The 20584-nt window shown below is 68.3% G+C and carries 26 protein-coding genes; 15 read left to right on the top strand and 11 right to left on the bottom strand.

What is annotated here, in order from left to right; translation table 11 throughout:
- Nucleotides 1-23: 23 nt before the first annotated feature.
- Both BST28_RS07190 and BST28_RS07195 read left to right on the top strand, forming a co-directional pair.
- A complete protein-coding gene (locus BST28_RS07190) occupies nt 24-872 on the top strand; it encodes an alpha/beta fold hydrolase (protein ID WP_234808214.1) in 849 nt (282 codons plus the stop codon).
- Nucleotides 873-1694, top strand: coding sequence for an adenylate/guanylate cyclase domain-containing protein (locus BST28_RS07195; RefSeq protein ID WP_083080513.1), 822 nt, complete (start codon nt 873-875; stop codon nt 1692-1694).
- Between the two features lie 58 nt (nt 1695-1752).
- On the opposite strand, the gene BST28_RS23235 is transcribed toward BST28_RS07195, so the two are convergent.
- On the bottom strand, nt 1753-1908 hold the full coding sequence (locus tag BST28_RS23235; RefSeq protein ID WP_085990273.1) for a hypothetical protein: 156 nt from the start codon (nt 1906-1908) through the stop codon (nt 1753-1755).
- Nucleotides 1909-1932: 24 nt separating this feature from the next.
- Between BST28_RS23235 and BST28_RS07200 the strand changes: the two genes are divergently transcribed.
- Nucleotides 1933-2625 carry a guanylate cyclase gene (locus BST28_RS07200; RefSeq protein ID WP_065287785.1) on the top strand — a complete coding sequence of 231 codons (693 nt, stop codon included), beginning with the start codon at nt 1933-1935 and terminating at the stop codon, nt 2623-2625.
- A 7-nt stretch (nt 2626-2632) separates the two neighbouring features.
- Here BST28_RS07200 and BST28_RS07205 read toward each other — a convergent pair whose 3' ends face one another.
- Together BST28_RS07205 and BST28_RS07210 are read right to left on the bottom strand one after the other, a co-directional pair.
- Nucleotides 2633-2956, bottom strand: a complete 324-nt coding sequence (locus BST28_RS07205; RefSeq protein ID WP_019738009.1) for a putative quinol monooxygenase — start codon at nt 2954-2956, stop codon at nt 2633-2635.
- Between the two features lie 5 nt (nt 2957-2961).
- A complete protein-coding gene (locus tag BST28_RS07210) occupies nt 2962-3474 on the bottom strand; it encodes an OsmC family protein (RefSeq protein ID WP_019738010.1) in 513 nt (170 codons plus the stop codon).
- 73 nt (nt 3475-3547) lie between these two features.
- On the opposite strand from BST28_RS07210, the gene BST28_RS07215 reads away from it, so the two are divergent.
- Nucleotides 3548-3901, top strand: coding sequence for a Fe-S protein (locus BST28_RS07215; protein WP_065287784.1), 354 nt, complete (start codon nt 3548-3550; stop codon nt 3899-3901).
- Nucleotides 3902-3922: 21 nt separating this feature from the next.
- Here BST28_RS07215 and BST28_RS07220 read toward each other — a convergent pair whose 3' ends face one another.
- Genes BST28_RS07220 through BST28_RS07235 form a run of 4 tightly spaced genes read right to left on the bottom strand, consistent with a single transcriptional unit; the run spans nt 3923 to nt 5173 of the window.
- A complete protein-coding gene (locus BST28_RS07220; RefSeq protein WP_019738012.1) occupies nt 3923-4270 on the bottom strand; it encodes a type II toxin-antitoxin system PemK/MazF family toxin in 348 nt (115 codons plus the stop codon).
- Between the two features lies 1 nt (nt 4271).
- Entirely contained in the window at nt 4272-4487 is a 216-nt protein-coding gene (locus tag BST28_RS07225; RefSeq protein ID WP_065287783.1) for a toxin-antitoxin system protein, read from the bottom strand.
- A gap of 40 nt (nt 4488-4527) precedes the next feature.
- Nucleotides 4528-4926: a VOC family protein gene (locus tag BST28_RS07230; RefSeq protein ID WP_019738014.1), complete on the bottom strand. Its 399-nt coding sequence runs from the start codon at nt 4924-4926 to the stop codon at nt 4528-4530.
- Nucleotides 4927-4936: 10 nt separating this feature from the next.
- Nucleotides 4937-5173 carry a hypothetical protein gene (locus tag BST28_RS07235; RefSeq protein WP_019738015.1) on the bottom strand — a complete coding sequence of 79 codons (237 nt, stop codon included), beginning with the start codon at nt 5171-5173 and terminating at the stop codon, nt 4937-4939.
- Between the two features lie 157 nt (nt 5174-5330).
- Here BST28_RS07235 and arr point away from each other — a divergent pair, with 157 nt between their 5' ends.
- The gene (gene arr, locus BST28_RS07240; protein WP_019738017.1) at nt 5331-5741 is read left to right on the top strand and encodes an NAD(+)--rifampin ADP-ribosyltransferase; all 411 of its coding nucleotides are present in this window, start codon (nt 5331-5333) and stop codon (nt 5739-5741) included.
- 9 nt (nt 5742-5750) lie between these two features.
- On the opposite strand, the gene ychF is transcribed toward arr, so the two are convergent.
- On the bottom strand, nt 5751-6824 hold the full coding sequence (ychF, locus tag BST28_RS07245) for a redox-regulated ATPase YchF (RefSeq protein ID WP_065287782.1): 1074 nt from the start codon (nt 6822-6824) through the stop codon (nt 5751-5753).
- Nucleotides 6825-6888: 64 nt separating this feature from the next.
- On the opposite strand from ychF, the gene BST28_RS07250 reads away from it, so the two are divergent.
- Nucleotides 6889-7995 (top strand): DUF6542 domain-containing protein, encoded by a 1107-nt coding sequence (locus tag BST28_RS07250; RefSeq protein WP_065287781.1) that lies wholly within the window; start codon nt 6889-6891, stop codon nt 7993-7995.
- A 4-nt stretch (nt 7996-7999) separates the two neighbouring features.
- Here the strand turns inward: BST28_RS07250 and BST28_RS07255 are convergent, their stop codons facing one another.
- Nucleotides 8000-9013: a 4-hydroxy-3-methylbut-2-enyl diphosphate reductase gene (locus BST28_RS07255; RefSeq protein WP_065287780.1), complete on the bottom strand. Its 1014-nt coding sequence runs from the start codon at nt 9011-9013 to the stop codon at nt 8000-8002.
- Between the two features lie 96 nt (nt 9014-9109).
- Here BST28_RS07255 and BST28_RS07260 point away from each other — a divergent pair, with 96 nt between their 5' ends.
- The 6 genes from BST28_RS07260 to BST28_RS07285 all read left to right on the top strand — a co-directional run bounded on the left by BST28_RS07260 (nt 9110) and on the right by BST28_RS07285 (nt 14575).
- Nucleotides 9110-9715 carry a lipid droplet-associated protein gene (locus BST28_RS07260; protein WP_065287779.1) on the top strand — a complete coding sequence of 202 codons (606 nt, stop codon included), beginning with the start codon at nt 9110-9112 and terminating at the stop codon, nt 9713-9715.
- Nucleotides 9712-10956: an exodeoxyribonuclease VII large subunit gene (xseA, locus tag BST28_RS07265; RefSeq protein WP_065287778.1), complete on the top strand. Its 1245-nt coding sequence runs from the start codon at nt 9712-9714 to the stop codon at nt 10954-10956. The genes BST28_RS07260 and xseA overlap by 4 nt, the downstream gene beginning before the upstream one ends.
- Nucleotides 10946-11188, top strand: a complete 243-nt coding sequence (locus tag BST28_RS07270; RefSeq protein WP_065287777.1) for an exodeoxyribonuclease VII small subunit — start codon at nt 10946-10948, stop codon at nt 11186-11188. The genes xseA and BST28_RS07270 overlap by 11 nt, the downstream gene beginning before the upstream one ends.
- A 54-nt stretch (nt 11189-11242) precedes the next feature.
- Complete coding sequence (locus tag BST28_RS07275) at nt 11243-12352, top strand: 3-beta-hydroxysteroid dehydrogenase (RefSeq protein WP_065287776.1); 1110 nt, start codon at nt 11243-11245, stop codon at nt 12350-12352.
- Nucleotides 12353-12416: 64 nt separating this feature from the next.
- Nucleotides 12417-13454 carry an NAD-dependent epimerase/dehydratase family protein gene (locus tag BST28_RS07280; RefSeq protein WP_083080514.1) on the top strand — a complete coding sequence of 346 codons (1038 nt, stop codon included), beginning with the start codon at nt 12417-12419 and terminating at the stop codon, nt 13452-13454.
- Nucleotides 13451-14575: an AI-2E family transporter gene (locus BST28_RS07285; RefSeq protein ID WP_019735329.1), complete on the top strand. Its 1125-nt coding sequence runs from the start codon at nt 13451-13453 to the stop codon at nt 14573-14575. Before BST28_RS07280 ends, BST28_RS07285 begins: the two co-directional genes overlap by 4 nt.
- On the opposite strand, the gene BST28_RS07290 is transcribed toward BST28_RS07285, so the two are convergent.
- A complete protein-coding gene (locus BST28_RS07290; protein ID WP_019735330.1) occupies nt 14558-15187 on the bottom strand; it encodes a DUF4245 domain-containing protein in 630 nt (209 codons plus the stop codon). The genes BST28_RS07285 and BST28_RS07290 overlap by 18 nt on opposite strands.
- A gap of 65 nt (nt 15188-15252) precedes the next feature.
- Here BST28_RS07290 and glpX point away from each other — a divergent pair, with 65 nt between their 5' ends.
- Genes glpX through BST28_RS07305 form a run of 3 tightly spaced genes read left to right on the top strand, consistent with a single transcriptional unit; the run spans nt 15253 to nt 19050 of the window.
- Nucleotides 15253-16284, top strand: a complete 1032-nt coding sequence (gene glpX / locus BST28_RS07295; RefSeq protein WP_205634582.1) for a class II fructose-bisphosphatase — start codon at nt 15253-15255, stop codon at nt 16282-16284.
- A gap of 25 nt (nt 16285-16309) precedes the next feature.
- Entirely contained in the window at nt 16310-17707 is a 1398-nt protein-coding gene (locus BST28_RS07300; RefSeq protein ID WP_065287773.1) for a class II fumarate hydratase, read from the top strand.
- Nucleotides 17708-17715: 8 nt separating this feature from the next.
- Complete coding sequence (locus BST28_RS07305; protein WP_109510869.1) at nt 17716-19050, top strand: MFS transporter; 1335 nt, start codon at nt 17716-17718, stop codon at nt 19048-19050.
- A gap of 6 nt (nt 19051-19056) precedes the next feature.
- Here BST28_RS07305 and BST28_RS07310 read toward each other — a convergent pair whose 3' ends face one another.
- On the bottom strand, nt 19057-20580 hold the full coding sequence (locus BST28_RS07310; protein WP_083080543.1) for an HNH endonuclease signature motif containing protein: 1524 nt from the start codon (nt 20578-20580) through the stop codon (nt 19057-19059).
- Between the last annotated feature and the right edge of the window lie 4 nt (nt 20581-20584).

Here is a 20584-nt window from a genome sequence, read left to right on the forward strand (position 1 = left end):
TTCACACTGTCTACCATCTCCTGATGAGCACAGCCCAGACCGTCGAATTCGCCGGCGTTGACGGAGTCACGCTGGTCGCCGACGAATGGAACCGGGGTGTCGCCGCAGACACCACCCCGACGATCCTGATGCTGCACGGCGGCGGCCAGAATCGGCACTCCTGGCACAAGACCGGTCAGATCCTGGCCGACCGGGGTTATCACGTCGTCGCGCTCGACACCCGCGGGCACGGCGACAGCGACCGTTCGCCCGGCGCCGACTACGCCATCGAGACTCTGGCCGCCGACGCCCTTGCGGTGATCGAGGTGATCGGCCGCCCGGTAGCGCTGATCGGGGCGAGTATGGGCGGGCTGACCGGCATCCTGGTCGCCGATCAGGCCGGACCGCAGCGGGTGGCCAAGCTGGTGCTGGTCGACGTGGTGCCGCGCTACGAGAAGGACGGCAGCGCGCGGATCCGCGACTTCATGTTCAGCCACGTCGACGGCTTCGACTCGCTCGAGCAGGCCGCCGACGCCGTCGCGGAGTACCTGCCGCACCGGACCAAACCCCGCAGCCCCGAGGGGCTGAAGAAGAATCTGCGGTTCCGCGACGGCCGGTGGTACTGGCACTGGGATCCGGCGTTGCTGACCAAGCCCGGGGATGATCCGGCGCTGCGCACCGAGAAGATCGAGGCGGCCGCCATCGGCCTGCAGATCCCGATCCTGCTGATCCGGGGCAAACTCTCCGACGTGGTCAGCACCGAAGGCGTCAGAGACTTCCTGGACAAGGTTCCCGGAGCGCGCTTCATCGAATTGTCCGAGGCCGGGCACACCGCGGCCGGCGACGACAACGACGCCTTCAGCGCGGCCGTCGTCGAGTTCGTGTCCAGCTGAATGTTCGGGATCGAATGGCTGACGCCGACGCTGCTCGCGGCCGGCGTGCTGGCCGCGGTGGTCGTCGCCGAAGCCGTCGCCCTCGCGATCTTGACCCGACAGCTGCACCGCGCACGGGCCGAGGCCGAGACGCTGCGACAGCGCGTCGACACCCGCAACCTGCTTTTATCCGGCGGTCGTGAGGCCGTCAAAACCGTGTGGCAGACCGCGAACCTGGTGCGCAAACAGGGGTTCGGGGCGGCGGTGCGGTCCTCGATCGAAGAGCTCGCCGATTGGGCCGAGGTGGAGCGTCCCGATTTGGCCCGGCTCACCCCGGACGGGCACGTGGTGATCCTGTTCACCGACATCGAGGAATCCACCGCCCTCAACGAGCGGATCGGCGACCGCGCCTGGGTGAAGCTGATCGCCCGGCATGACGAGATGGTGCAGCGAACGGTCGGCCAGCACGGCGGGCACGTGGTCAAAAACCAGGGCGACGGCTACATGATCGCGTTCGCGCAGCCCGAGCAGGCGGTGCGCTGCGCCATCGACATCCAACGCGCGCTGCAGCAGCGCCGGGGCCGCAAACCGGCGCATCCGCTGCGGGTCCGGATCGGGATCCACATGGGACGCTCGGTGCGCCGCGGCGACGACCTGTTCGGACGCAACGTCGCGATGGCCGCGCGGGTGGCCGCCGCCGCCGACGGCGCCCAGATCCTGATCAGCGGGCCGGTGCGCGACGCGGTCAAGGAGTGCGACGACATCACCGTCGGCGCCGGCCGCGACGCCGAGCTCAAGGGCTTCGCCGGCACCCACCGGCTCTACGCCGTCGAGGTCGGTTAGTCGTCGCCGCCGGGGCCATGCGGCGGGGCAGCTTCGCCTCTCCTTCGGCGAGCCTCGCTCAACCGCCGGCTTCGGCCAGCCGCTCATGCAGCCGGGCGCGGACCTCTTCGGGCGTGTACGCCCGTCGCCGTCGCTGGTCTCGCGCCACCAGCACTCCCCCGGCGGCGACGCCGACGACGCCCGCCAGGCCGATCCATTTCCAAATGCTGCGCACGATCACACCCTAGGGTGCTGATTCGTGGACGAACACACCGTGACGCTGGAGCGCGCGCTGGCCGAGACCCGCACCGGCGATATCTGGCTGTTTCGCGGCCGCTCCGGGCCGGACCGCGCCATCCAGACCCTGTCCAACGCCCCGGTGAACCACGTCGGGATGACGGTGGCCCTCGACGACCTGCCGCCGCTGATCTGGCATGCCGAGCTCGGTGACAAGCTGCTCGACTTCTGGACCGGCACCAATCACCGCGGGGTGCAGCTCAACGATGCCCGGGCCGCCGTCGAACAGTGGATGGGCCGCTATGAGCAGCGGTGCTGGTTCCGTCAGCTCCACGGAACCATCACCCGCAAACAAGAAGACCGGCTGCTGCAGGCGATCGCCCGGATGGACGGCACCGCGTTTCCCACCACGGCGCGGCTCACCGGCCGGTGGCTGCGCGGCCGGCTCCCGACGCTGGGCGACTGGACCCGCGGCATCCCGGTTCTGGATCGCAAGGTGCAAGAGATCAGCCAGCGCCGCAAGGCGCGCCGCAGCAAGGTGGGGCTGCAAACCGCCTACTGCGCCGAGACGGTGGCCATCACCTACGAGGAGATGGGCCTGCTGTCGACCGACAAGAACGCGAACTGGTTCGATCCCGGGTCATTCTGGAGCGGTGACATCCTGCCGCTGACCCCGGGATATCAGCTGGGCCGGGAGATCGTCGTGGCGCGCTAGGCACGTCCTAGTCGACGGTCAGCTCGCCCATCAGCGACCAGTCCGTCGCGTCGATCTGCTGGCTGATGATCTTCGGTGTCGACGCCAGCGCCTGGGGCATCTCGGCCATGGCCCGTTTGAAGTGGTCGCTGTTGACGTGCGCGCTGCCGGCCGCGCCGTCCCGGAACGCCTCGACGAGCACGTATTCATTCGGATCGTCCAGGCTGCGTGACCAGTCGAACCACAGGTTGCCCGGCTCGGCGCGGGTGGCCTCGGTGAACTGAGTGACCAGCTGCGGCCAGCGCTCGGCCCACTCCGGCTTGATCGCGAACTTGACCACGATGAAGATCACGGCTGCTACCCGACTTCCAGAGTGCTGTGCACCGGTGTGACGTTGGTGGTCAAATCCAGTACCGGGCAGTGCTTTTCGACGACCTGGTGCAGTTCGGCGTAGCGCTCTGCGGTTTCCGGGCCGGTCACCGTGATGACCACCCGCACCTCCTTGAAGCCGGGGCGCACCGCGTCGTCGAGGCCGAAGAACCCGCGCACGTCCAGATCCCCCTCGGCGCGCCCGGTGATCTCGTCGACGGTGATGCCCAGTTTCTCGGCCCAGTACCGCCAGGTGACGATCTGGCAGGACAGCAGCGAACCCAGGTAGTACTCGACCGGGTTGGGGGCGGTGTCCTCGCCGCCGAGCGTCGGCGGCTCGTCGACTTCGACGCTGTAGCGCCCCATGGTGATCGTGCTGGCGACCGCGTCGTGGGCGACCGCGGAGGCCCGGAAGACGACTTGGGAGCCGGCCGGATCGGCGGCGGCCGGGTCACTGGTGGCGGCGACGACGGCGGCCAGGCGGGTGGTCGATGAGGTCATGGCGGTCAAGGGTAGCGGCCGCCCGAGTGCCGAGGGTTGGCCCACGCCCATGTCGCGGGCTAGCCTGGGCGACGTGGAGGTACTACGGCACGTAATAGTTCTGCTGCACATCGTCGGCTTCGCGGTGACGTTCGGGGCGCTGGCCGCCGAGGCCGCAGCACGGCGCTTTCAGCTGACCGCGCTGATGGATTACGGCGTGGTGCTGTCGTTGCTGACCGGTCTGGCGCTGGCCGCGCCCTGGCCGGCCGACGTGGTGCTCAACTACCCCAAGATCGGGACCAAGCTGGTGCTGCTGATCGCCCTGGGCGCTGTGCTCGGGATCGGCCGGGCCCGCCAGCGCAAGTCAGGTGGGGAAGCGCCGCGTCCGCTGTTCTACGCCGCCGGCGCACTGGTGCTGACCGCCGCGGGCATCGCCGTCATCTGGTAGCGGGCCGGTAGGGCCTGAGCATCACGGCAACCCGAGGAAGTCGCGCAGCCAACTGTCGACCTCACGCATCGTCGCGCTGCCAACGGTGCCGATAACATCGAAGATTCGTTCACGCGTGACCGTCCGCGGTTGCTCCGTCATGGCGAACGTCGGCCCGCCGAATGTCAGACCCGGCCCCTGCAGAAGCACATGGTTGGGCCAACCACGGCCTTTCGTCGTCGCCGGGACGATGATTGCCAGGGTGTCAGCCTGTTCGAGGTAGAGATCGCTGGCGACCACGAGCGCCGGCCGCCGGCCGGCCTGCTCGCGCCCGCGTACGGGATCGAGTTCCGTCCAAACCACCATCCCCCGCCGCAACTCGCTCGCCATGTCAGACGTCGTTCAGTACGACGTCCCACTCGCGGAACTCGTCCCGGTAGGCACGATCCGCCCCGCGGAATGCCCGCCCGAATTCCTCCATGCGCCGGCGTCGTTCGTAGCCATCGACGAGCCCTTCGATGAAGCCGGCCGCAGTTATGCCTCGTTCCTGCGCTTCGCGGTTGATCCGGTCGCGCAGCTCGGCCGGCACCTTGATCGTCGTGGCCATGACGCGAGTATACCGATTGGTATTCCAGCTGTTCAGGCCATCAAATTGCGAATTTGAGCCTGGCCTGGTCGGTGACCGGAGTGAACAGGTTGACGAGATTGCCGTCCGGATCCCGAAACAGCAGCGCGCGGTTGCCCCACGGCATGGTCGTCGGCTCGGTCACGACCTCGGACACCTGCCCGCGGAGGCGCTCGAACTCGGCGTCCACGTCGTCGACGGTGAACTCAAGGATCGCGCTGCGATTGGCGCCCGGCTCGGCGGATCCGGCCCCGAACAGCGGGACCGTCTTGTCGCTGCCGATGGCCAGTGTGCCGACAGGTGTCGGGATTTCGGCGAACAGCTCATTGCCCCACACTGCGGAGACGCCGGTGACCAGCTCGTAGAAGCCGACCAGTCGCTTGACGTCGGCGGTGATGATGCGTGTCGAGACGAATTTCATGCCGGGGACGTTAGCCGCGACCTCCGACAACCCGTCCTCGCGATACGGCAAGGACCGGCCGCGCCACAGCTCGATACGGGCCCATGGCGCGCTCAAGCGACAGGCGCACACCGCCGACCAACCGATTGATGCGACGCCGCCGGGCGCGGAGCTTCAGGAAGTACCGGCCTCCGACGCACGCCGCCGCGGTCACCACAAGAATCCACAGCGTCGCCGCCACCAGGTAGATCGCCTCAACCACCGCCATGACGACGAGCGTCCTCTGCCCCGGTTGCGGTCAGGTCACCGGCACGACACACGTCGGGGACGTTCTTTCCCGCGAAAGTGAAGCCATGCAGGTGATCCGGCGATTTTTCCAGCACTGCTGCAATCTCGCGGCCAACCACGCCCGGTAACCTGACGCGATGGATCCCGTGCTGGATGAAGGCCCGTTCTTCCACGGAACCAAGGCAGAACTGCGGGCCGGCGAGCTACTCACCGCGGGATTCCGCTCCAACTACCGACCCGAAATCGTGATGAACCACATCTATTTCACTGCCGTGCGCGACGGCGCCGGGCTGGCGGCCGAACTCGCGGCCGGCGACGGCACGCCGCGGGTCTATCTGGTCGAACCGACCGGTGCCTTCGAGAACGATCCGAACGTCACCGATAAGAAGTTCCCCGGCAATCCGACCCGCTCCTACCGCAGCACAGAGCCGCTCCGTGTCATCAAAGAAGTCGACGACTGGACGCGGCTGTCCCCCGAGGCGCTGCAGGAGTGGCGCGACCGATTGGCCGCGTTGCGAGCGCAGGAGCGCGACGAGATCATCAACTGATGAAGGCGACTACACGTTGAACCGGAACTCCACCACGTCCCCGTCGGCCATCACGTAGTCCTTGCCCTCCATGCGAACCTTGCCGGCGGCCTTGGCGGCGGCCATCGACCCGGCCTCGACCAAGTCGTCGAACGACACCACCTCGGCCTTGATGAAGCCCTTCTCGAAGTCGGTGTGGATCACCCCGGCCGCCTTCGGTGCGGTGTCGCCCTGGTGAATAGTCCAGGCCCGGGCCTCCTTGGGTCCGGCGGTCAGGTAGGTCTGCAACTTCAGGGTGTGAAACCCGGCCCGCGCCAACGCATCCAGACCTCGTTCGGTCTGCCCGATCGACTCTAGCAGCTCCATCGCCGATTCCTCGTCCAGTTCAGCGAGCTCGGCTTCGATCTTGGCGTCGAGGAACACCGCATCGGCCGGAGCCACCAGATCGCGCAGCTCGGCGATCCGCGTCGCATCGGTGAGCACCGACTCGTCGGCGTTGAACACATACAGGAACGGCTTGGTGGTCAACAGGTTCAGCTCGCGCAGTGACGCGGAGTCCACCCGCGCGGCGAACAGGGTCTTGCCGCTGTCGAGGATCTGCTGCGCCGCCACCGCCGCCTCGAGCACCGGCTTGCGGTCCTTGTTGTTGCGGGCTTCCTTCTCCAGGCGCGGGATCGCCTTCTCCAGGGTCTGCATGTCGGCCAGGATCAGCTCGGTGGCGATCACCTCGATGTCCGCCTCGGGATCGACCTTGCCGTCCACATGCACCACGTCGTCGTCGGCGAAGACCCGGACCACCTGGCAGATGGCGTCGCACTCGCGGATGTTGGCCAGGAACTTGTTGCCCAGCCCGGCCCCTTCCGAGGCGCCCTTGACGATGCCGGCGATATCAACGAACGTCACCGGCGCCGGCAGGATCCGCTCGGAGCCGAAGATCTCCGCCAGCCTGGCCAACCGGGGGTCCGGTAGCGGAACCACGCCTTCGTTCGGCTCGATCGTCGCGAACGGGTAGTTGGCGGCCAACACATCGTTGCGGGTCAGCGCATTGAACAGGGTCGACTTACCGACGTTGGGCAACCCCACGATTCCCAGGCTCAGGCTCACAGGGAGCCAAGTCTAGAGCGTGCCGCCATGCAGGCCCTCTGAAGCCAGCCGGTACCGTCAGTGTGTGGCAGCACAGCGGGACAGATCGGCGGTGGCGCCCGACCACCGTTCGATTTTGCCCAACGCAGCCGGTTTTCCGTGGTGGGCCGCCATCGCGGTGGCCGTGGTCGCGACCGCCATCGGCGTCGCCTTCGACGCCGGCTCCGGCGAGAAGGAACTGAGCTCCGTCTTTTCCGCGCTGTATGTGATGGGCTGCCTCGCGGCGGTGCTCATGGTGCAGCAATCGGCGGTGTTCACGGCGGTCATCCAGCCTCCGCTGATCCTGTTCTGCACCGTGCCGGCCGCCTATTGGTGGTTCCGCGGCGCCGGCTTCCCCGGGCTCAAGGCCATCGCCATCAACTGTGGATATCCGCTGATCGAGCGGTTCCCGCTGATGCTGTTCACCGCGGCTGCCGTGCTGTTGATCGGAATGATCCGCTGGTATCTCGGAATGCTGAACGGCGCGGCGAATCCCGCGACCGACGACGAACCCGCGAATCGCCGGCCCACGCTGCTGAACAAGCTGGGCGGCATGATCACCGCGGCGCTCAACCGCAACCCCGCCCACGCCATCGAGCCGCCGGCCTCCCGCAGCCAGCGCGAACGCCGCCCCGGGGACCGTCCCCGGCGGGCCACCCCGGAGGCTCGTCGCGCCGCCCGCAAGACCACCCCGGGCCGGTCGACCGCGCGGTCCGGCGAGCGTCGTCGTGGCGCCGAGGCATCCGTCCCGTCCCGCTCACGGCACGTCCGGCCACCGATGGACGACGTTCCGGTGACCGAACGCCCACGGCGGCGGCGCCCGGCGCCCGACCCCCGCGACGAGCCGCCCCGGCGGCGACGCCCGGCACCCGAGTGGGCCGACGAGCCGCCGCGGCGACGCGGTGAACCGGCACCGAGGAGGCAGCGGGATCCCCGCGCACGCAGTTATCGGCCCGCCGAGGCACCCGAATCGCTACCCCGGCGCCGGCCCGGCACGACGGCCGGTCGCGGCAACGGCACCGGCAGCACCCACCACCCGATCTCGCGGGTGCGCTACCGCGGCAGTGCCGGCGACGAGCCCGGCGTGGAACCACGCACCCGGCCCCGTCAGCCGCGCAATGAGGAACTCGACTCCTGGGAGTACGACATCTGACCGGCTAACGGCGGTCCGGCCGGATCTCCCGAGGCAACGCGAACACCAGCGTCTCGTTGGCCGTGGCCACCGGGTACACGGTGCCGTAGCCGTGCTCGGCCAACCGCTCCAGCACACCACGGACCAGGATCTCCGGGACCGACGCGCCCGAGGTGACGCCGATGCTGTCGACGCCGTTGAGCCACGACGGGTCGATGTCTTCGGCGTAGTCGACAAGATGGGCGGCGTCGGCACCGGCGTCCAGCGCCACCTCGACCAGACGGTTGGAGTTCGACGAGTTCTTCGACCCGACGACGATCACCAGCTCGCATTCCGGGGCCATCGCCTTGACCGCGGTCTGGCGGTTCTGGGTGGCGTAGCAGATGTCGTCGCTGGGCGGATCCTGCAGTTTGGGGAACCGCTCACGCAGCTTGACCACGGTCTGCATCGTCTCGTCGACGCTGAGCGTGGTCTGCGACAGCCACACCACCTTGTTCTCGTCGCGCACCCGCACCGAGTCCACGGCGTCCAAACCGTCGACCAGCTGCACGTCGTCGGGGGCCTCGCCGATGATCCCGATGACCTCTTCGTGGCCGGCGTGGCCGATCAGCAGGATGTCGTAGCCGTCCCGGGCAAACCGCTTGGCCTCGTTGTGCACCTTCGACACCAGCGGACAGGTCGCGTCGATCACCCGCAGATTGCGGTCGGCGGCCAACTCGTGGACGGTCGGGGCCACCCCGTGCGCAGAGAACACCACCATCGCGCCCTCGGGTACCTCGTCCGCCTCGTGAACGAACACCACACCCTTGTTGGTCAGGGTCTCCACCACATGCTTGTTGTGCACGATCTCGTGCCGCACGTACACCGGCGCGCCGTGCTTCTCCAGGGCCCGCTCCACTGTCTCGACGGCCCGGTCGACACCCGCGCAGTAGCCGCGGGGCTCGGCCAACAGCACCCGCTTGCCGGTGGGGGCGCCGGCGACCGGCGCCCCGGCGCTGGCTGAACGGTCAGCGGTCTCCGTATCGAGGGTCGGCGGCATGGCAACCAGCGTACGGTCTGGCGACACGGGACCGCCAGCTCGCGGCTGGACAGGCAGTACTTGGAGATGACCGGCAGGTAAGGCACTCTGGTGGCCATGGCTACTGCACCATTCGGAGTCCGGCTCCTGGTCGGCGCGGCAACCGTCGCCGTCGAGGAGACGATGAAGCTCCCGCAAACCATCCTGACCTACCCGATGACGCTGGCAAGCCAGGCCGCGCACGCCGTGATGCGCTGGCAGCAGGGCATCGCTGAGCTGGTCAACAAGGGCGACTCCACCCTCGAGTCGCTGTTCCCGCCGAAGGACGAGCAGCCGGAGTGGGCCACCTTCGACGAAGACATCGAGGACGGCCTCAACGGCGCCGACGCGGCCGATTTCGACGGTTTCGAGGAGGCCGATTCCGGCCCGCGCGCCGACGGTCGCTTCGCGCTGTACTCGTTCAGCGAGGGTGCCGAGGACCGGCCCGCCGAGACCGATGTCACATCGGGTGATCGCAAGGCCGCGAGCTCGCAGGTGCCCACCCCCGACCTGGTCGACGAACTCGACTACGGCAACCTCACCCTGGCCCAGCTGCGGGCCCGGCTGGCCTCGCTCAGCGTCGACGAGCTGGAGACCCTGCTCGCCTATGAGGAGGCCACCAAGGCCCGAGCCCCCTTCCAGACGTTGCTGGCCAACAGGATCACCCGCACCACGACGAAGTGACCGCCCCCGCACCGGGCAATTCTGCCGAGAACCCGTTCCCGGTCCGCGCGGTCGCCATCCGGGTCAAGGGCTGGATCGACCGTCTCGGATCGGTGTGGGTCGAGGGCCAACTCACCCAGATCAACCTGCGCCCCGGGGTCCGGACGGTGTTCATGGTGTTGCGTGATCCCGCCGCCGACATGTCGCTGACGGTGACCTGCAGCCCCGAACTGGTGGCTTCGGCCCCGGTCAAGCTGACCGAAGGCACCCAGGTGGTGGTCTGCGGAAGACCCAACTTCTACACCGCCCGCGGCACCTTCTCACTGCGGCTGACCGAGATTCGCGCCGTCGGGATCGGCGAACTGCTGGCCCGCATCGAGCGGTTGCGCCGACTGCTGGACGCCGAGGGGTTGTTCGATGCGCGGCTCAAACGGCCGCTCCCCTTCCTGCCGCACACCATCGGCCTGATCACCGGCCGAGCCAGCGCCGCCGAGCGCGATGTCATGTCGGTGGCCGGCACCCGGTGGCCGGCGGTGCGCTTCGCGGTGCGCAACACCGCGGTGCAGGGGCCGGCCGCCGTCGCCCAGATCGTCGAAGCGCTGCGCGACCTGGACGCCGACGCGAGCGTCGACGTGATCGTGCTGGCCCGGGGCGGCGGCAGCGTCGAGGACCTGCTGCCGTTCTCCGACGAGACACTCTGCCGGGCGATCGCCGCGTGCCGCACCCCGGTGGTGAGCGCGGTCGGTCACGAACCCGACAACCCGCTGTGCGATCTGGTCGCCGACCTGCGGGCCGCCACCCCCACCGACGCGGCGAAGAAGATCGTCCCCGACGCCGCCGCCGAACAGGCGCTGGTCGACGACCTGCGCCGGCGCAGTGCCCAGGCCGTACGCAACTGGGTGGTGCGCGAGGAACGCGTGCTGGCCCAATTGCGCAGCCGCCCGGTGCTGGCCGACCCACTGCGCGCGCTGACCGAGCGGGCCGAGGAGGTTCGACGTGCGCTGGCGGCGGTGCGCCGCGACATCACCCGGCTGATCACCGTGCAGACCGAACGGGTCGGGCACCTGTCGGCCCGGTTGGCTACCCTGGGCCCGGCCGCCACCCTGGCCCGCGGCTACGCGGTCGTCCAGACTGTGAGCAGCGACGGGCCGGCGCATGTCCTGCGGTCGGTGCAGGACGCACCGGAGGGCACCCCCTTGCGGATCCGGGTCGCCGACGGAGCGATTGCCGCTACCAGCGAAGGACACCACGATGGCAACTGACGAACCCGCTTCGACGAGGCCCGTTAGTGAACTCGGGTATGAGCATTGCCGCGACGAGCTGATCGAGGTCGTGCAGCGCCTGGAGCAGGGCGGGCTGGATCTCGACGCATCCCTGAGCCTGTGGGAAAGGGGCGAACAGCTGGCCAAACGGTGTGAAGAGCACTTGGCCGGCGCCCGCCAGCGGGTTCAGGAGGCACTGGCCTCCGACCCCGATGATCCCGACCGAGCGTGAGCTCCCCCACCCGAAGCCCGGGAAAACTGGAACACGTTCAGTTATGCTCTCCCGATGGGTGATCCAGCACTGACAACTGAACTCGGCCGGGTATTGGTCACCGGGGGCTCCGGCTTCGTCGGCACCAATTTCGTCAAGACGCTACTCGAGCGGGGCTACCAGGTGCGCTCGTTCGACCGGGCACCGTCACCGCTGGGCCAACACCCCAACCTCGAGACGCTGCAAGGCGACATCTGCGACCCGGCGACGGTGGCCGCCGCCGTCGCCGACATCGACACCGTCTTCCACACCGCCGCGATCATCGACCTGCAGGGCGGCGCGAAAGTCACCGATGAGATCCGGCGTCGCAGCTTCGCGGTCAATGTCGACGGCACCAAGAATCTCGTTCAGGCCGGGCAGAAGGCCGGGGCGAAACGGTTCGTCTACACCGCGTCCAACAGCGTCGTGATGGGCGGTAAGGCCATCTCGGGCGGCAACGAGACCATGCCCTACACCACCAAGTACAACGACCTCTACACCGAGACGAAGGTGGTCGCCGAGAAGTTCGTGCTGGGCGAAAACGGAGTCGGCGGCATGCTGACCTGTTCGATCCGCCCGTCGGGAATCTGGGGCGACGGCGACCAGACCATGTTCCGCAAGCTGTTTGAAAGCGTGGTCGCCGGTCACGTCAAAGTGCTCATCGGCAGCAAACGCGCCAAACTCGACAACTCGTACGTACACAACCTGATTCACGGCTTCATCCTGGCCGCCGAGCACTTGGTGCCGGGCGGAACGGCGCCCGGCCAGGCCTATTTCATCAACGACGGCGAACCGATCAACATGTTCGAGTTCGCCCGGCCGGTCATCGAGGCGTGCGGGCAGCACTGGCCCCGGCTGCGGGTCTCCGGCCGGATGGTGCGCGACGTCATGTTCGGCTGGCAGTGGCTGCATTTCCGGTTCGGGTTGCCCGAACCGCTGTTGGAACCCGGTGCGGTGGAACGGCTCTACCTGAACAACTATTTCTCCATCGACAAAGCCCGCCGCGAACTGGGCTACCAGCCGCTGTTCACCACCGAGCAGGCGATGGCCGACTGCCTGCCCTACTACACACAGCTCTTCGAGCGGGTCAAGGCCGAAGCGCACCCGCACCTGGCGACGGTGGTGGCGGAGCCGCATCCGGAGTAGGTGTACCCGGAATCGGTATCGCCGAGCGAGTTTTTCGGCTAAGGATTGACGTGTGAAAACAGTGATGGTCACCGGCGCATTCGGTCTGGTCGGTTCGGCGGTGGTACGGCAATTGGCGGCGGACAGCCGCACCGTCGTAGCGACCGATCTGGACATCCCGGCCAACCGCAAAGCGGCGGCCGGATTGCCGAAGTCGGTACAGGTGCGGTATGCCGACCTCACCGACGCGGCAGCGGTCGATGAGCTCGTCGGCGCCGTCCAGCCCGCCGCGATCATCCATCTGGCCGCGGTGATCCCGCCGCTGATCTATTCGCGCCGCAAGCTGGCCCACCGGGTCAATGTCGAGGCGACCGGGCACCTGCTTGCCGCGGCGGCCCAACAGCCCGAGCCGCCCCGGTTCGTGCAGGCCTCCAGCATCGCGGTGTACGGCTCCCGCAACCCGCACACCGTCTCCGGCGTGCTGACCGCCGACACCCCGACCAACCCGGCCGACATTTACGGCCACCACAAAGTGCAAGCCGAACAACGGGTGCGTGACTCCACGCTGGACTGGGTGATCCTGCGGCTCGGCGGCGTGCTCGCCGTCGACCTGGGCTCCAGCATCAATCTCGACGGCCTGTATTTCGAGCAGTTGCTGCCCTCCGACGGCAGACTGCAAACCGTGGACGTGCGCGACGTCGCGTCGGCGTTCGTCGCGGCCACCACCGCACCCGTGGTCGGCGAGACCTTGCTGATCGGCGGCGACGACACCCACCGCCAACTCCAGCGCGACATCGCGCCGGCAATGGCCGCGGCCATGGGATTGGTCAACGGGATCCCCGCGGGCCTGCCCGGCAACCCCGACCGCGACGAGGACTGGTTCAACACCGACTGGATGGACACCGGTCGCGCCCAGGACGCGCTGGGATTTCAGCATCACTCCTGGCCGCAGATGCTGGCCGAGACGGCGGCGCACGCCGGCGCCAGCCGATACCTGCTGCGTGTGGTCGCGCCACTGGTTCGCGTCGTATTGGGGTGGCGCGCCCCCTACCACGGCTCCGGCAAGAAGTTCGCCGACCCGTGGCGGGCCATCGCCGACAAGTGGGGCGATCCGCGCCCGTGAACCAGGACTTCTCCCCCACCCAGCGGCGTGCTCTCGCGGTCTTCACCGTCGTCGCGCTGCTGTTCGGGGCGTACTTCCTGCGCACCTTTTTCGTGCTGATCGTGGTGGCCGCCGTCGGCGCCTACCTGTTCACCCCGCTGTTCCGTGCCCTCGGTCGACGGCTGCCCACCGGGCTGGCGGCCACCGGCACGCTGCTGGCCGCCTTGGTCGCCGTCATCGTCCCGGTCGGCGTGACGATCGTCTTGGCCGTCGTGCAGATCACCCGCACCGCCAACGACGTGGCCGAATGGGTGCAGGCCACCGACCCCACCACGCTCGGCGACAAGGTGCTGAAGTTCGTCAACGGCCTGCTGGAGCGGATTCCGTTCGTGCACGTCCAGGTGACCATGGATGCGCTGCGGGAGGCGATGGTCAACGTGGCGCAGCGGGGCGGCGAGCTGCTGCTGCACGTGCTGCAGGGCGCCGTCGGCGGCGTCGTCGGCGCCATCACGGCGGCGATCATCTTCCTCTACGTGTTCCTCGCGCTGCTGACCCACGGCGACGAAGTGCAGACCCTGATCCGCCAACTCAATCCGCTCGGTGCCGAAGTCACCGATCTGTACCTGGGCAAGATGGGCTCGATGGTGCGCGGCACCGTCGGCGGGCAGTTCGTGATCGCGGTCTGCCAGGGGGTGGCCGGGGCCGCCTCCATCTACATCGCCGGATTCCACCAGGCGTTCTTCATCTTCGCGATCCTGCTGACCGCGTTGTCGGTCATCCCGCTCGGCGGGGGCATCGTCACCATGCCGTTCGGCATCGGCATGGCGCTGTTCGGCAACGTCGTCGGCGGGGTGTTCGTGGTGGCGTTCCACCTGATCGTGGTGACCAACATCGACAACTTCCTGCGCCCGATCCTGGTGCCGCGCGATGCCCGGCTCAATTCGGCGTTGATGCTGCTGGCCGTCTTCGCCGGGATCGGCATGTTCGGCTTCTGGGGCATCGTGATCGGTCCGGTGCTGATGATCATCATCGTCACCACGATCGACGTCTACCTGGCGGTGTACCACGGTGTGGAGTTGCAGACCGGCGAGGAGGAGCCCAAAACCCGCCGCTGGCGTATCCCCCTACCGGGCCGCGGGTAGCGGCGGCTGCGACTGGACGGCCGCCGCCAGGGTCCGAAACGCCGCGGGGCCGGCCGCGCCGGTGATCGCCAGCTGCGCCGGGCCGTCCTTGGAGGCCAGCCGAGCGGTCCACACCGGCTCGCCGTCGCCCTCATAGACCACCCAGCGGGTGCCGTCGACGTCTTCGGTCCCGGTCGGGCGCAGGCCGGGCTGGATCGCGGCGACCAGGGCCGTCTCGTCGGCGTTGCTCTGCGTCAGGCTCACATACATGCCGCTCGGGCTGATGTAGCCCACCCGCGAGGTGACCGCGCGCAGCCGCTGGCCCGACGCGTCGGAGCGCCCGTCGGTGATGCTGTCCCGATTGCCGGAGTTGGGTTGCCAGCCTTCCGGCAGCTGCGGCAACCGGACGGGGAACCCGAGCGTCTGCGCGTCGGCGTTCAGCGCGGCGACGGCGTCGTAGGAGGGCACCGGCCCGGCCGACATGCCGCCGGGACGAAACGAGCACGTCCCGGCCAGACCGGCCAGCACGATGCAGGCCAGGACCAGCGGCGCGATCGACCAGAACATGTCCCGGCCGTCCTGCAGCAGGCGCGGTTTGGCGGGCTTGGGCGCCGGTTGCGGCTCAGTACTCACGGAAGCCAGTATCCCAGCTCAGCGGGGCTGATCCGGTTCTGGGAGAATCAACAGCCGTGACTGGCATGACGGGACCATCTCGACGGGAAGCTCCAGACCGCAACCTGGCCTTGGAGCTGGTGCGGGTGACCGAGGCCGGCGCCATGGCCGCCGGCCGATGGGTCGGCCGCGGCGACAAGGAAGGCGGCGACGGCGCGGCCGTCGACGCGATGCGCGAGCTGGTGAACTCGGTGTCGATGCGCGGCGTGGTGGTGATCGGCGAGGGCGAGAAGGACCACGCGCCGATGCTCTACAACGGCGAGGAAGTCGGCAACGGCGACGGCCCCGACTGTGACTTCGCCGTCGACCCGATCGACGGCACCACCCTGATGAGCAAGGGCATGCCCAACGCCATCTCGGTGCTGGCGGTGGCCGAGCGCGGCGCGATGTTCGACCCGTCGGCGGTGTTCTACATGAACAAGATCGCGGTCGGCCCCGAGGCCGCCGAGGTACTGGACATCACCAAGCCGATCGCCGAGAACATCAACGCGGTCGCCAAGGTCAAGGGCCTGTCGCCCCGCGACATGACGGTGTGCATCCTAGACCGGCCCCGGCACGCGCAGCTCATTCACGACGTGCGGGCCGCCGGCGCGCGGATTCGGCTGATCACCGACGGCGACGTGGCCGGGGCGATCGCGGCGTGCCGGCCCGACTCGGGCACCGACATGCTGGCCGGGATCGGCGGCACCCCGGAGGGCATTATCGCCGCCGCGGCGATCCGCTGCATGGGCGGTGAGATCCAGGCGCAGCTGGCGCCCACCGATGACGCCGAGCGGCAGAAGGCCTTGGACGCCGGCTACGACCTGGACGAGGTGCTGACCACCGAGCATCTGGTCTCCGGTGACAACGTCTTCTTCTGCGCCACCGGCGTCACCGACGGCGACCTGCTCAAGGGTGTGCGCTACTACCCGGGCGGCTGCACCACCCAGTCGATCGTGATGCGCTCGAAGTCCGGCACCGTCCGGATGATCGAGGCATACCACCGGCTGTCGAAACTCAACGAGTACTCGGCGGTCGACTTCACCGGCGACGCACACGCCGCCTACCCCCTGCCCTGACCGTCGAACGAGGACTTGAATAGCTATGAGCGAGACCGAATACCGCATCGAACACGACACCATGGGCGAGGTCCGGGTGCCGGTGAGTGCGCTGTGGCGCGCGCAGACCCAGCGTGCGGTGGAGAACTTCCCGATCTCCGGGCGCGGCCTGGAGCGCACCCAGATCCGGGCGCTCGGCCTGCTCAAGGGCGCGTGCGCGCAGGTGAACGCCGACCTGGGTCTGCTGGCGCGCGAGAAGGCCGACGCGATCAAGGCCGCCGCCGCTGAGATCGCCGACGGCAAGCACGACGACCAGTTCCCCATCGACGTGTTCCAGACCGGCTCGGGCACCAGCTCGAACATGAACACCAACGAGGTGATCGCCTCGATCGCGGCCGCCAACGGGGTGACGGTTCATCCCAACGACGACGTGAACATGTCGCAGTCGTCCAACGACACCTTCCCGACCGCCACCCACATCGCGGCCACCGAAGCAGCGGTGCGTCACCTGATCCCGGCACTGCAGGTGCTGCACGACGCGCTGGCCGCCAAGGCGACCGAATGGCGCACCGTGGTGAAGTCGGGCCGCACCCACCTGATGGACGCGGTTCCGGTGACCCTGGGCCAGGAGTTCTCCGGCTACGCCCGCCAGATCGCCGCGGGGATCGAGCGGGTGCAGTCGACGCTGCCCCGTTTGGGTGAGCTGGCCATCGGCGGCACCGCCGTCGGCACCGGCCTGAACGCCCCCGACGGCTTCGGCGCCAAGGTGGTCGAGGTGCTGGTCAAAGAGACCGGGATCACCGAGCTGCGCACCGCGGTGAATTCCTTTGAGGCCCAGGCGGCACGCGACGGTCTGGTGGAGGCCTCCGGGGCGCTGCGCACCATCGCGGTGTCGTTGACCAAGATCGCCAACGACGTCCGCTGGATGGGATCGGGTCCGCTGACCGGGCTGGCGGAGATTCAGCTGCCGGACCTGCAGCCGGGCAGCTCGATCATGCCGGGCAAGGTGAATCCCGTTCTGCCCGAGGCGGTCACCCAGGTGGCGGCGCAGGTGATCGGCAACGACGCGGCGATCGCCTGGGGTGGGGCCAACGGCGCCTTCGAGCTCAATGTCTACATCCCGATGATGGCCCGCAACATGCTGGAATCCTTCAAGCTGCTGACCAACGTCTCGCGGCTGTTCGCCGAGCGCTGCATCGTCGGGCTGGTCGCCAACGAAGAGCACCTGCGCGAGCTGGCCGAGTCCAGCCCGTCGATCGTGACGCCGCTGAACTCCGCGATCGGCTACGAGGAGGCCGCCGCGGTAGCCAAGCAGGCCCTCAAGGAGCGCAAGACGATTCGCCAGACGGTGATCGACCGCGGCCTGATCGGCGACAAGCTGTCGGAGGCCGAGCTGGATAAGCGCCTCGACGTGCTGGCGATGGCCAAGGTCGACAAAGGCTAAACCACCTGATGAGCGCCGATCCCGCCGCGTCCGGGACGGGCAGATCGGCGATGGCGAAGGTGACTCGCCGTCTCATCCCTTTTTTGGCGTTGTTGTTCTTCGTCAACTACCTCGACCGCGTCAATATCGGGTTCGCCGGCCCCAACGGTATGAACGACGAACTGGGTATGACCGCGACCATGTTCGGCTTCGCCTCGGGCATCTTCTTCTTCGGCTACCTGATGCTGGAGGTGCCCAGCAATATCGCACTGCACCGGTTCGGTGGCCGACGCTGGCTGGCCCGCATCATGCTGACCTGGGGAATCGTCAGCACCGCAATCGCTTTCGTGCCCAATGCATCCACGCTCGTCGCGCTGCGGTTCTTGCTCGGGGTGGCCGAGGCCGGTTTCTTCCCGGGCATCATCCTCTATCTCACGTTCTGGTTTCCGCAGCGGCACCGGTCCCGGGCGGTTTCGCTGTTCATGGTGGCGGTTCCGGTTTCGACGGCGATCGGCTCCACCTTGTCCTCGCTCGTCATCGACTGGGGCCACGGTGTTTTCGGCCTCGCCGGATGGCGCGTCATGTTCCTCGTCGAGGGACTGCCCGCGGTCGCGCTGGCGTTCGCGTGCTGGTTCTACCTCACCGACCGGCCCGCGCAGGCCCCATGGCTCGACACCGACGAGAAGCAGTGGCTGGAAGCGATACTGGCGGCCGAGCGGGCGGTGGCCGAAGCGGGTCAGGATTGGCCGCTGAGCAAGGCCCTCAGCCATCCCCGGATGCTGGCACTGGCGATCGTCTACTTCGGGATCGTCTACGGGCTCTACGCCGTCGGGTTCTTCCTGCCGACCATCGTCGCCGGATTTGCGCAGCAGTACGGCAGTGAGCTGAGCATCATCGGGCGCGGTGTCGTCACCGCTGTCCCCTGGGCCGTCGCCGCCGTGGTGATGGTGCCGTGGGCGCGGCACGCGGACCGCACGGGTGAGCGCGTCTGGCATGTGGCGATTCCCGCGATCGTCGGCGGCGTCAGCATTCCCGCGGCGCTGTACATGGCCAACCCGTACCTGGCGATGCTCGCGATCACGTTGTCGACGTGCTCGATCATGTGCGCGATGCCGGTCTTCTGGGCTCTGCCGAGTGAGTTCCTCACCGGGACGGCGGCCGCCGCAGGGATCGCCTTGATCAATTCGCTGGGCAACCTGAGCGGCTTCGGCGGCCCTTACGTCACGGGCTGGCTGACGGACCTGACCGGCAGCAGCAAGGTCGCACTGTGGGTGATCGGGGCGTTTTCGCTGGCCGCGGCCGGCTTGGTGGTTTTCCTGGGATCCGATCCGAAGCACAAGCGCCACAACCTCATTGAAAGGTGACTCCGGCTAGAACGGGGGTGGGTCGTCGTCGGAGCCGGGTGTCACTTTGGGGCACAGGGAGGCGGCCCGGGCGGCGCGGCGAGCTTCGCGGGCGTTGCGGTTCTGGTTACGTTCAGCGTTGATGCGGGCCGAGCGGTTCTGCGCCCGGGTGCGCCGACGCCGGGGCATCATCGCGGTGCGCTCCCCGCACGCGGCGTCCGGTTGTCGCTCGGGCGGCGCCAGGTCCCCGGTGGGCGCACCCAGTTGGGGAAACAGCAGCGCGCTACCCGGTGTGGTCACATAAGTGTGCCCCGCGGGCGACACCAGGATAACCGTGCCATCCGGCAATTGGGTGTCGCGCCAGCCCCAAAAGGTCTTCACCAGATGATGTGTGCGGCAAAAGCACTTGAGGTTCGAGGCATGCGTCGGGCCGCCGTCGCTGAACGGAATCGTGTGGTCGATGTCGCAGTCGGTCGCCGGGCGGTCACAACCGGGCCAGCGACAGGTCAGATCCCGGCAGCGCACGAACGCCGCCAACGCCGCCGACGGCACATAACCCGGTTCCGGCGGAGCATCGCCGGGATGAACCAACGACACCAGCCGCGCCGAGGCGGCCAGCTCTTCGATCATCTCCGGGGGAACCAGCCCGTCGGCCTCGACCAGCCATCCCGGCTCGGACCCGTTGCCCTCGATCGTGGCCTGCTCGGCGATCACGTGAATGACCACCGGCGAGGCAGCCGGACGTCTTCCCGCGGCACAGTCGGCACGACCGCACCGGCATCCCAGCCGGTCCGCTCGTGCGGCCAGCGCGCCCAGCGCATCGGCACGGCGTTCCTCACGGCTGCGCGGATCATGCTCGCATACGGTGGCCGCCAACGCATCCAGGGCTTTGCCCAACGCGCGCGCGTCCACGGTGAACAGGCTGCCGTTGATCTCGGAGATCCCGCCCTCCTGATCGCTGAACGCGATCTGGCGCTGCGCCTGGCGTTCTTTGCGACGGCGCACCGCATCGGCATCGGCTTTGGCCACGACCTTGTCGATCCTGCCGGCCAGGCGCGCCGCCGTCAGCGACGGCCAGCGGGGCACCTTGACCGCCAGCTCGGCATCCACCGCCGCAAGCACCTCACGATCAGTGATCAGTTCGGTGCGGTACACGATGGTGCGGAACAGCCGAAAGTCGATATCACCGGCCTTGAACACCTCGGCCACCTTCGGCAGCTCCTCGCGCATCGCCCGGGCGTAATGCAGCCGAGAACCCGCCAACGCCTGGCTGATCCGCAGCTCCGCCGCGACCTCAGCGGTGACCGCCGCCGTGGTATCAACCGCCCACTCCTCGGTCTCACTGCACCGGCTCAACCGCAGCGCAAACAGCTCCCCGATCGCCACCAGATTCGCCGCCGCCGCCCGGTTCTCCGCCCGCGCCGAGGCGCCGATGCGATCCACCAACGCCGCGGACTCCGGCGTGGTCGACGGGTTATGCCGCTCGAAGAGCTCGTCGAACCAGGCGATCACCTCCGGCGGCGATCCGTGCGACGAGTTCGATTCGAACATACGT

The sequence above is a fragment of the Mycolicibacter kumamotonensis genome (assembly GCF_002086285.1).
Classification (GTDB): Bacteria; Actinomycetota; Actinomycetes; order Mycobacteriales; family Mycobacteriaceae; genus Mycobacterium; species Mycobacterium kumamotonense.

Bases quoted from the DNA above. Each gene is read 5' to 3' on its own strand.
- BST28_RS07190 (WP_234808214.1), top strand. From the start codon at position 24: ATGAGCACAGCCCAGACCGTCGAATTCGCCGGCGTTGACGGAGTCACG.
- BST28_RS07195 (WP_083080513.1), top strand. From the start codon at position 873: ATGTTCGGGATCGAATGGCTGACGCCGACGCTGCTCGCGGCCGGCGTG.
- BST28_RS07210 (WP_019738010.1), bottom strand. From the start codon at position 3,474: ATGACCTCATCGACCACCCGCCTGGCCGCCGTCGTCGCCGCCACCAGT.
- BST28_RS07220 (WP_019738012.1), bottom strand. From the start codon at position 4,270: ATGGCGAGCGAGTTGCGGCGGGGGATGGTGGTTTGGACGGAACTCGAT.
- BST28_RS07225 (WP_065287783.1), bottom strand. From the start codon at position 4,487: ATGGCCACGACGATCAAGGTGCCGGCCGAGCTGCGCGACCGGATCAAC.
- BST28_RS07230 (WP_019738014.1), bottom strand. From the start codon at position 4,926: ATGAAATTCGTCTCGACACGCATCATCACCGCCGACGTCAAGCGACTG.
- BST28_RS07235 (WP_019738015.1), bottom strand. From the start codon at position 5,173: ATGGCGGTGGTTGAGGCGATCTACCTGGTGGCGGCGACGCTGTGGATT.
- arr (WP_019738017.1), top strand. From the start codon at position 5,331: ATGGATCCCGTGCTGGATGAAGGCCCGTTCTTCCACGGAACCAAGGCA.
- BST28_RS07255 (WP_065287780.1), bottom strand. From the start codon at position 9,013: ATGCCGCCGACCCTCGATACGGAGACCGCTGACCGTTCAGCCAGCGCC.
- BST28_RS07260 (WP_065287779.1), top strand. From the start codon at position 9,110: ATGGCTACTGCACCATTCGGAGTCCGGCTCCTGGTCGGCGCGGCAACC.
- BST28_RS07270 (WP_065287777.1), top strand. From the start codon at position 10,946: ATGGCAACTGACGAACCCGCTTCGACGAGGCCCGTTAGTGAACTCGGG.
- BST28_RS07275 (WP_065287776.1), top strand. From the start codon at position 11,243: ATGGGTGATCCAGCACTGACAACTGAACTCGGCCGGGTATTGGTCACC.
- BST28_RS07280 (WP_083080514.1), top strand. From the start codon at position 12,417: ATGGTCACCGGCGCATTCGGTCTGGTCGGTTCGGCGGTGGTACGGCAA.
- glpX (WP_205634582.1), top strand. From the start codon at position 15,253: ATGACGGGACCATCTCGACGGGAAGCTCCAGACCGCAACCTGGCCTTG.
- BST28_RS07300 (WP_065287773.1), top strand. From the start codon at position 16,310: ATGAGCGAGACCGAATACCGCATCGAACACGACACCATGGGCGAGGTC.
- BST28_RS07305 (WP_109510869.1), top strand. From the start codon at position 17,716: ATGAGCGCCGATCCCGCCGCGTCCGGGACGGGCAGATCGGCGATGGCG.
- BST28_RS07310 (WP_083080543.1), bottom strand. From the start codon at position 20,580: ATGTTCGAATCGAACTCGTCGCACGGATCGCCGCCGGAGGTGATCGCC.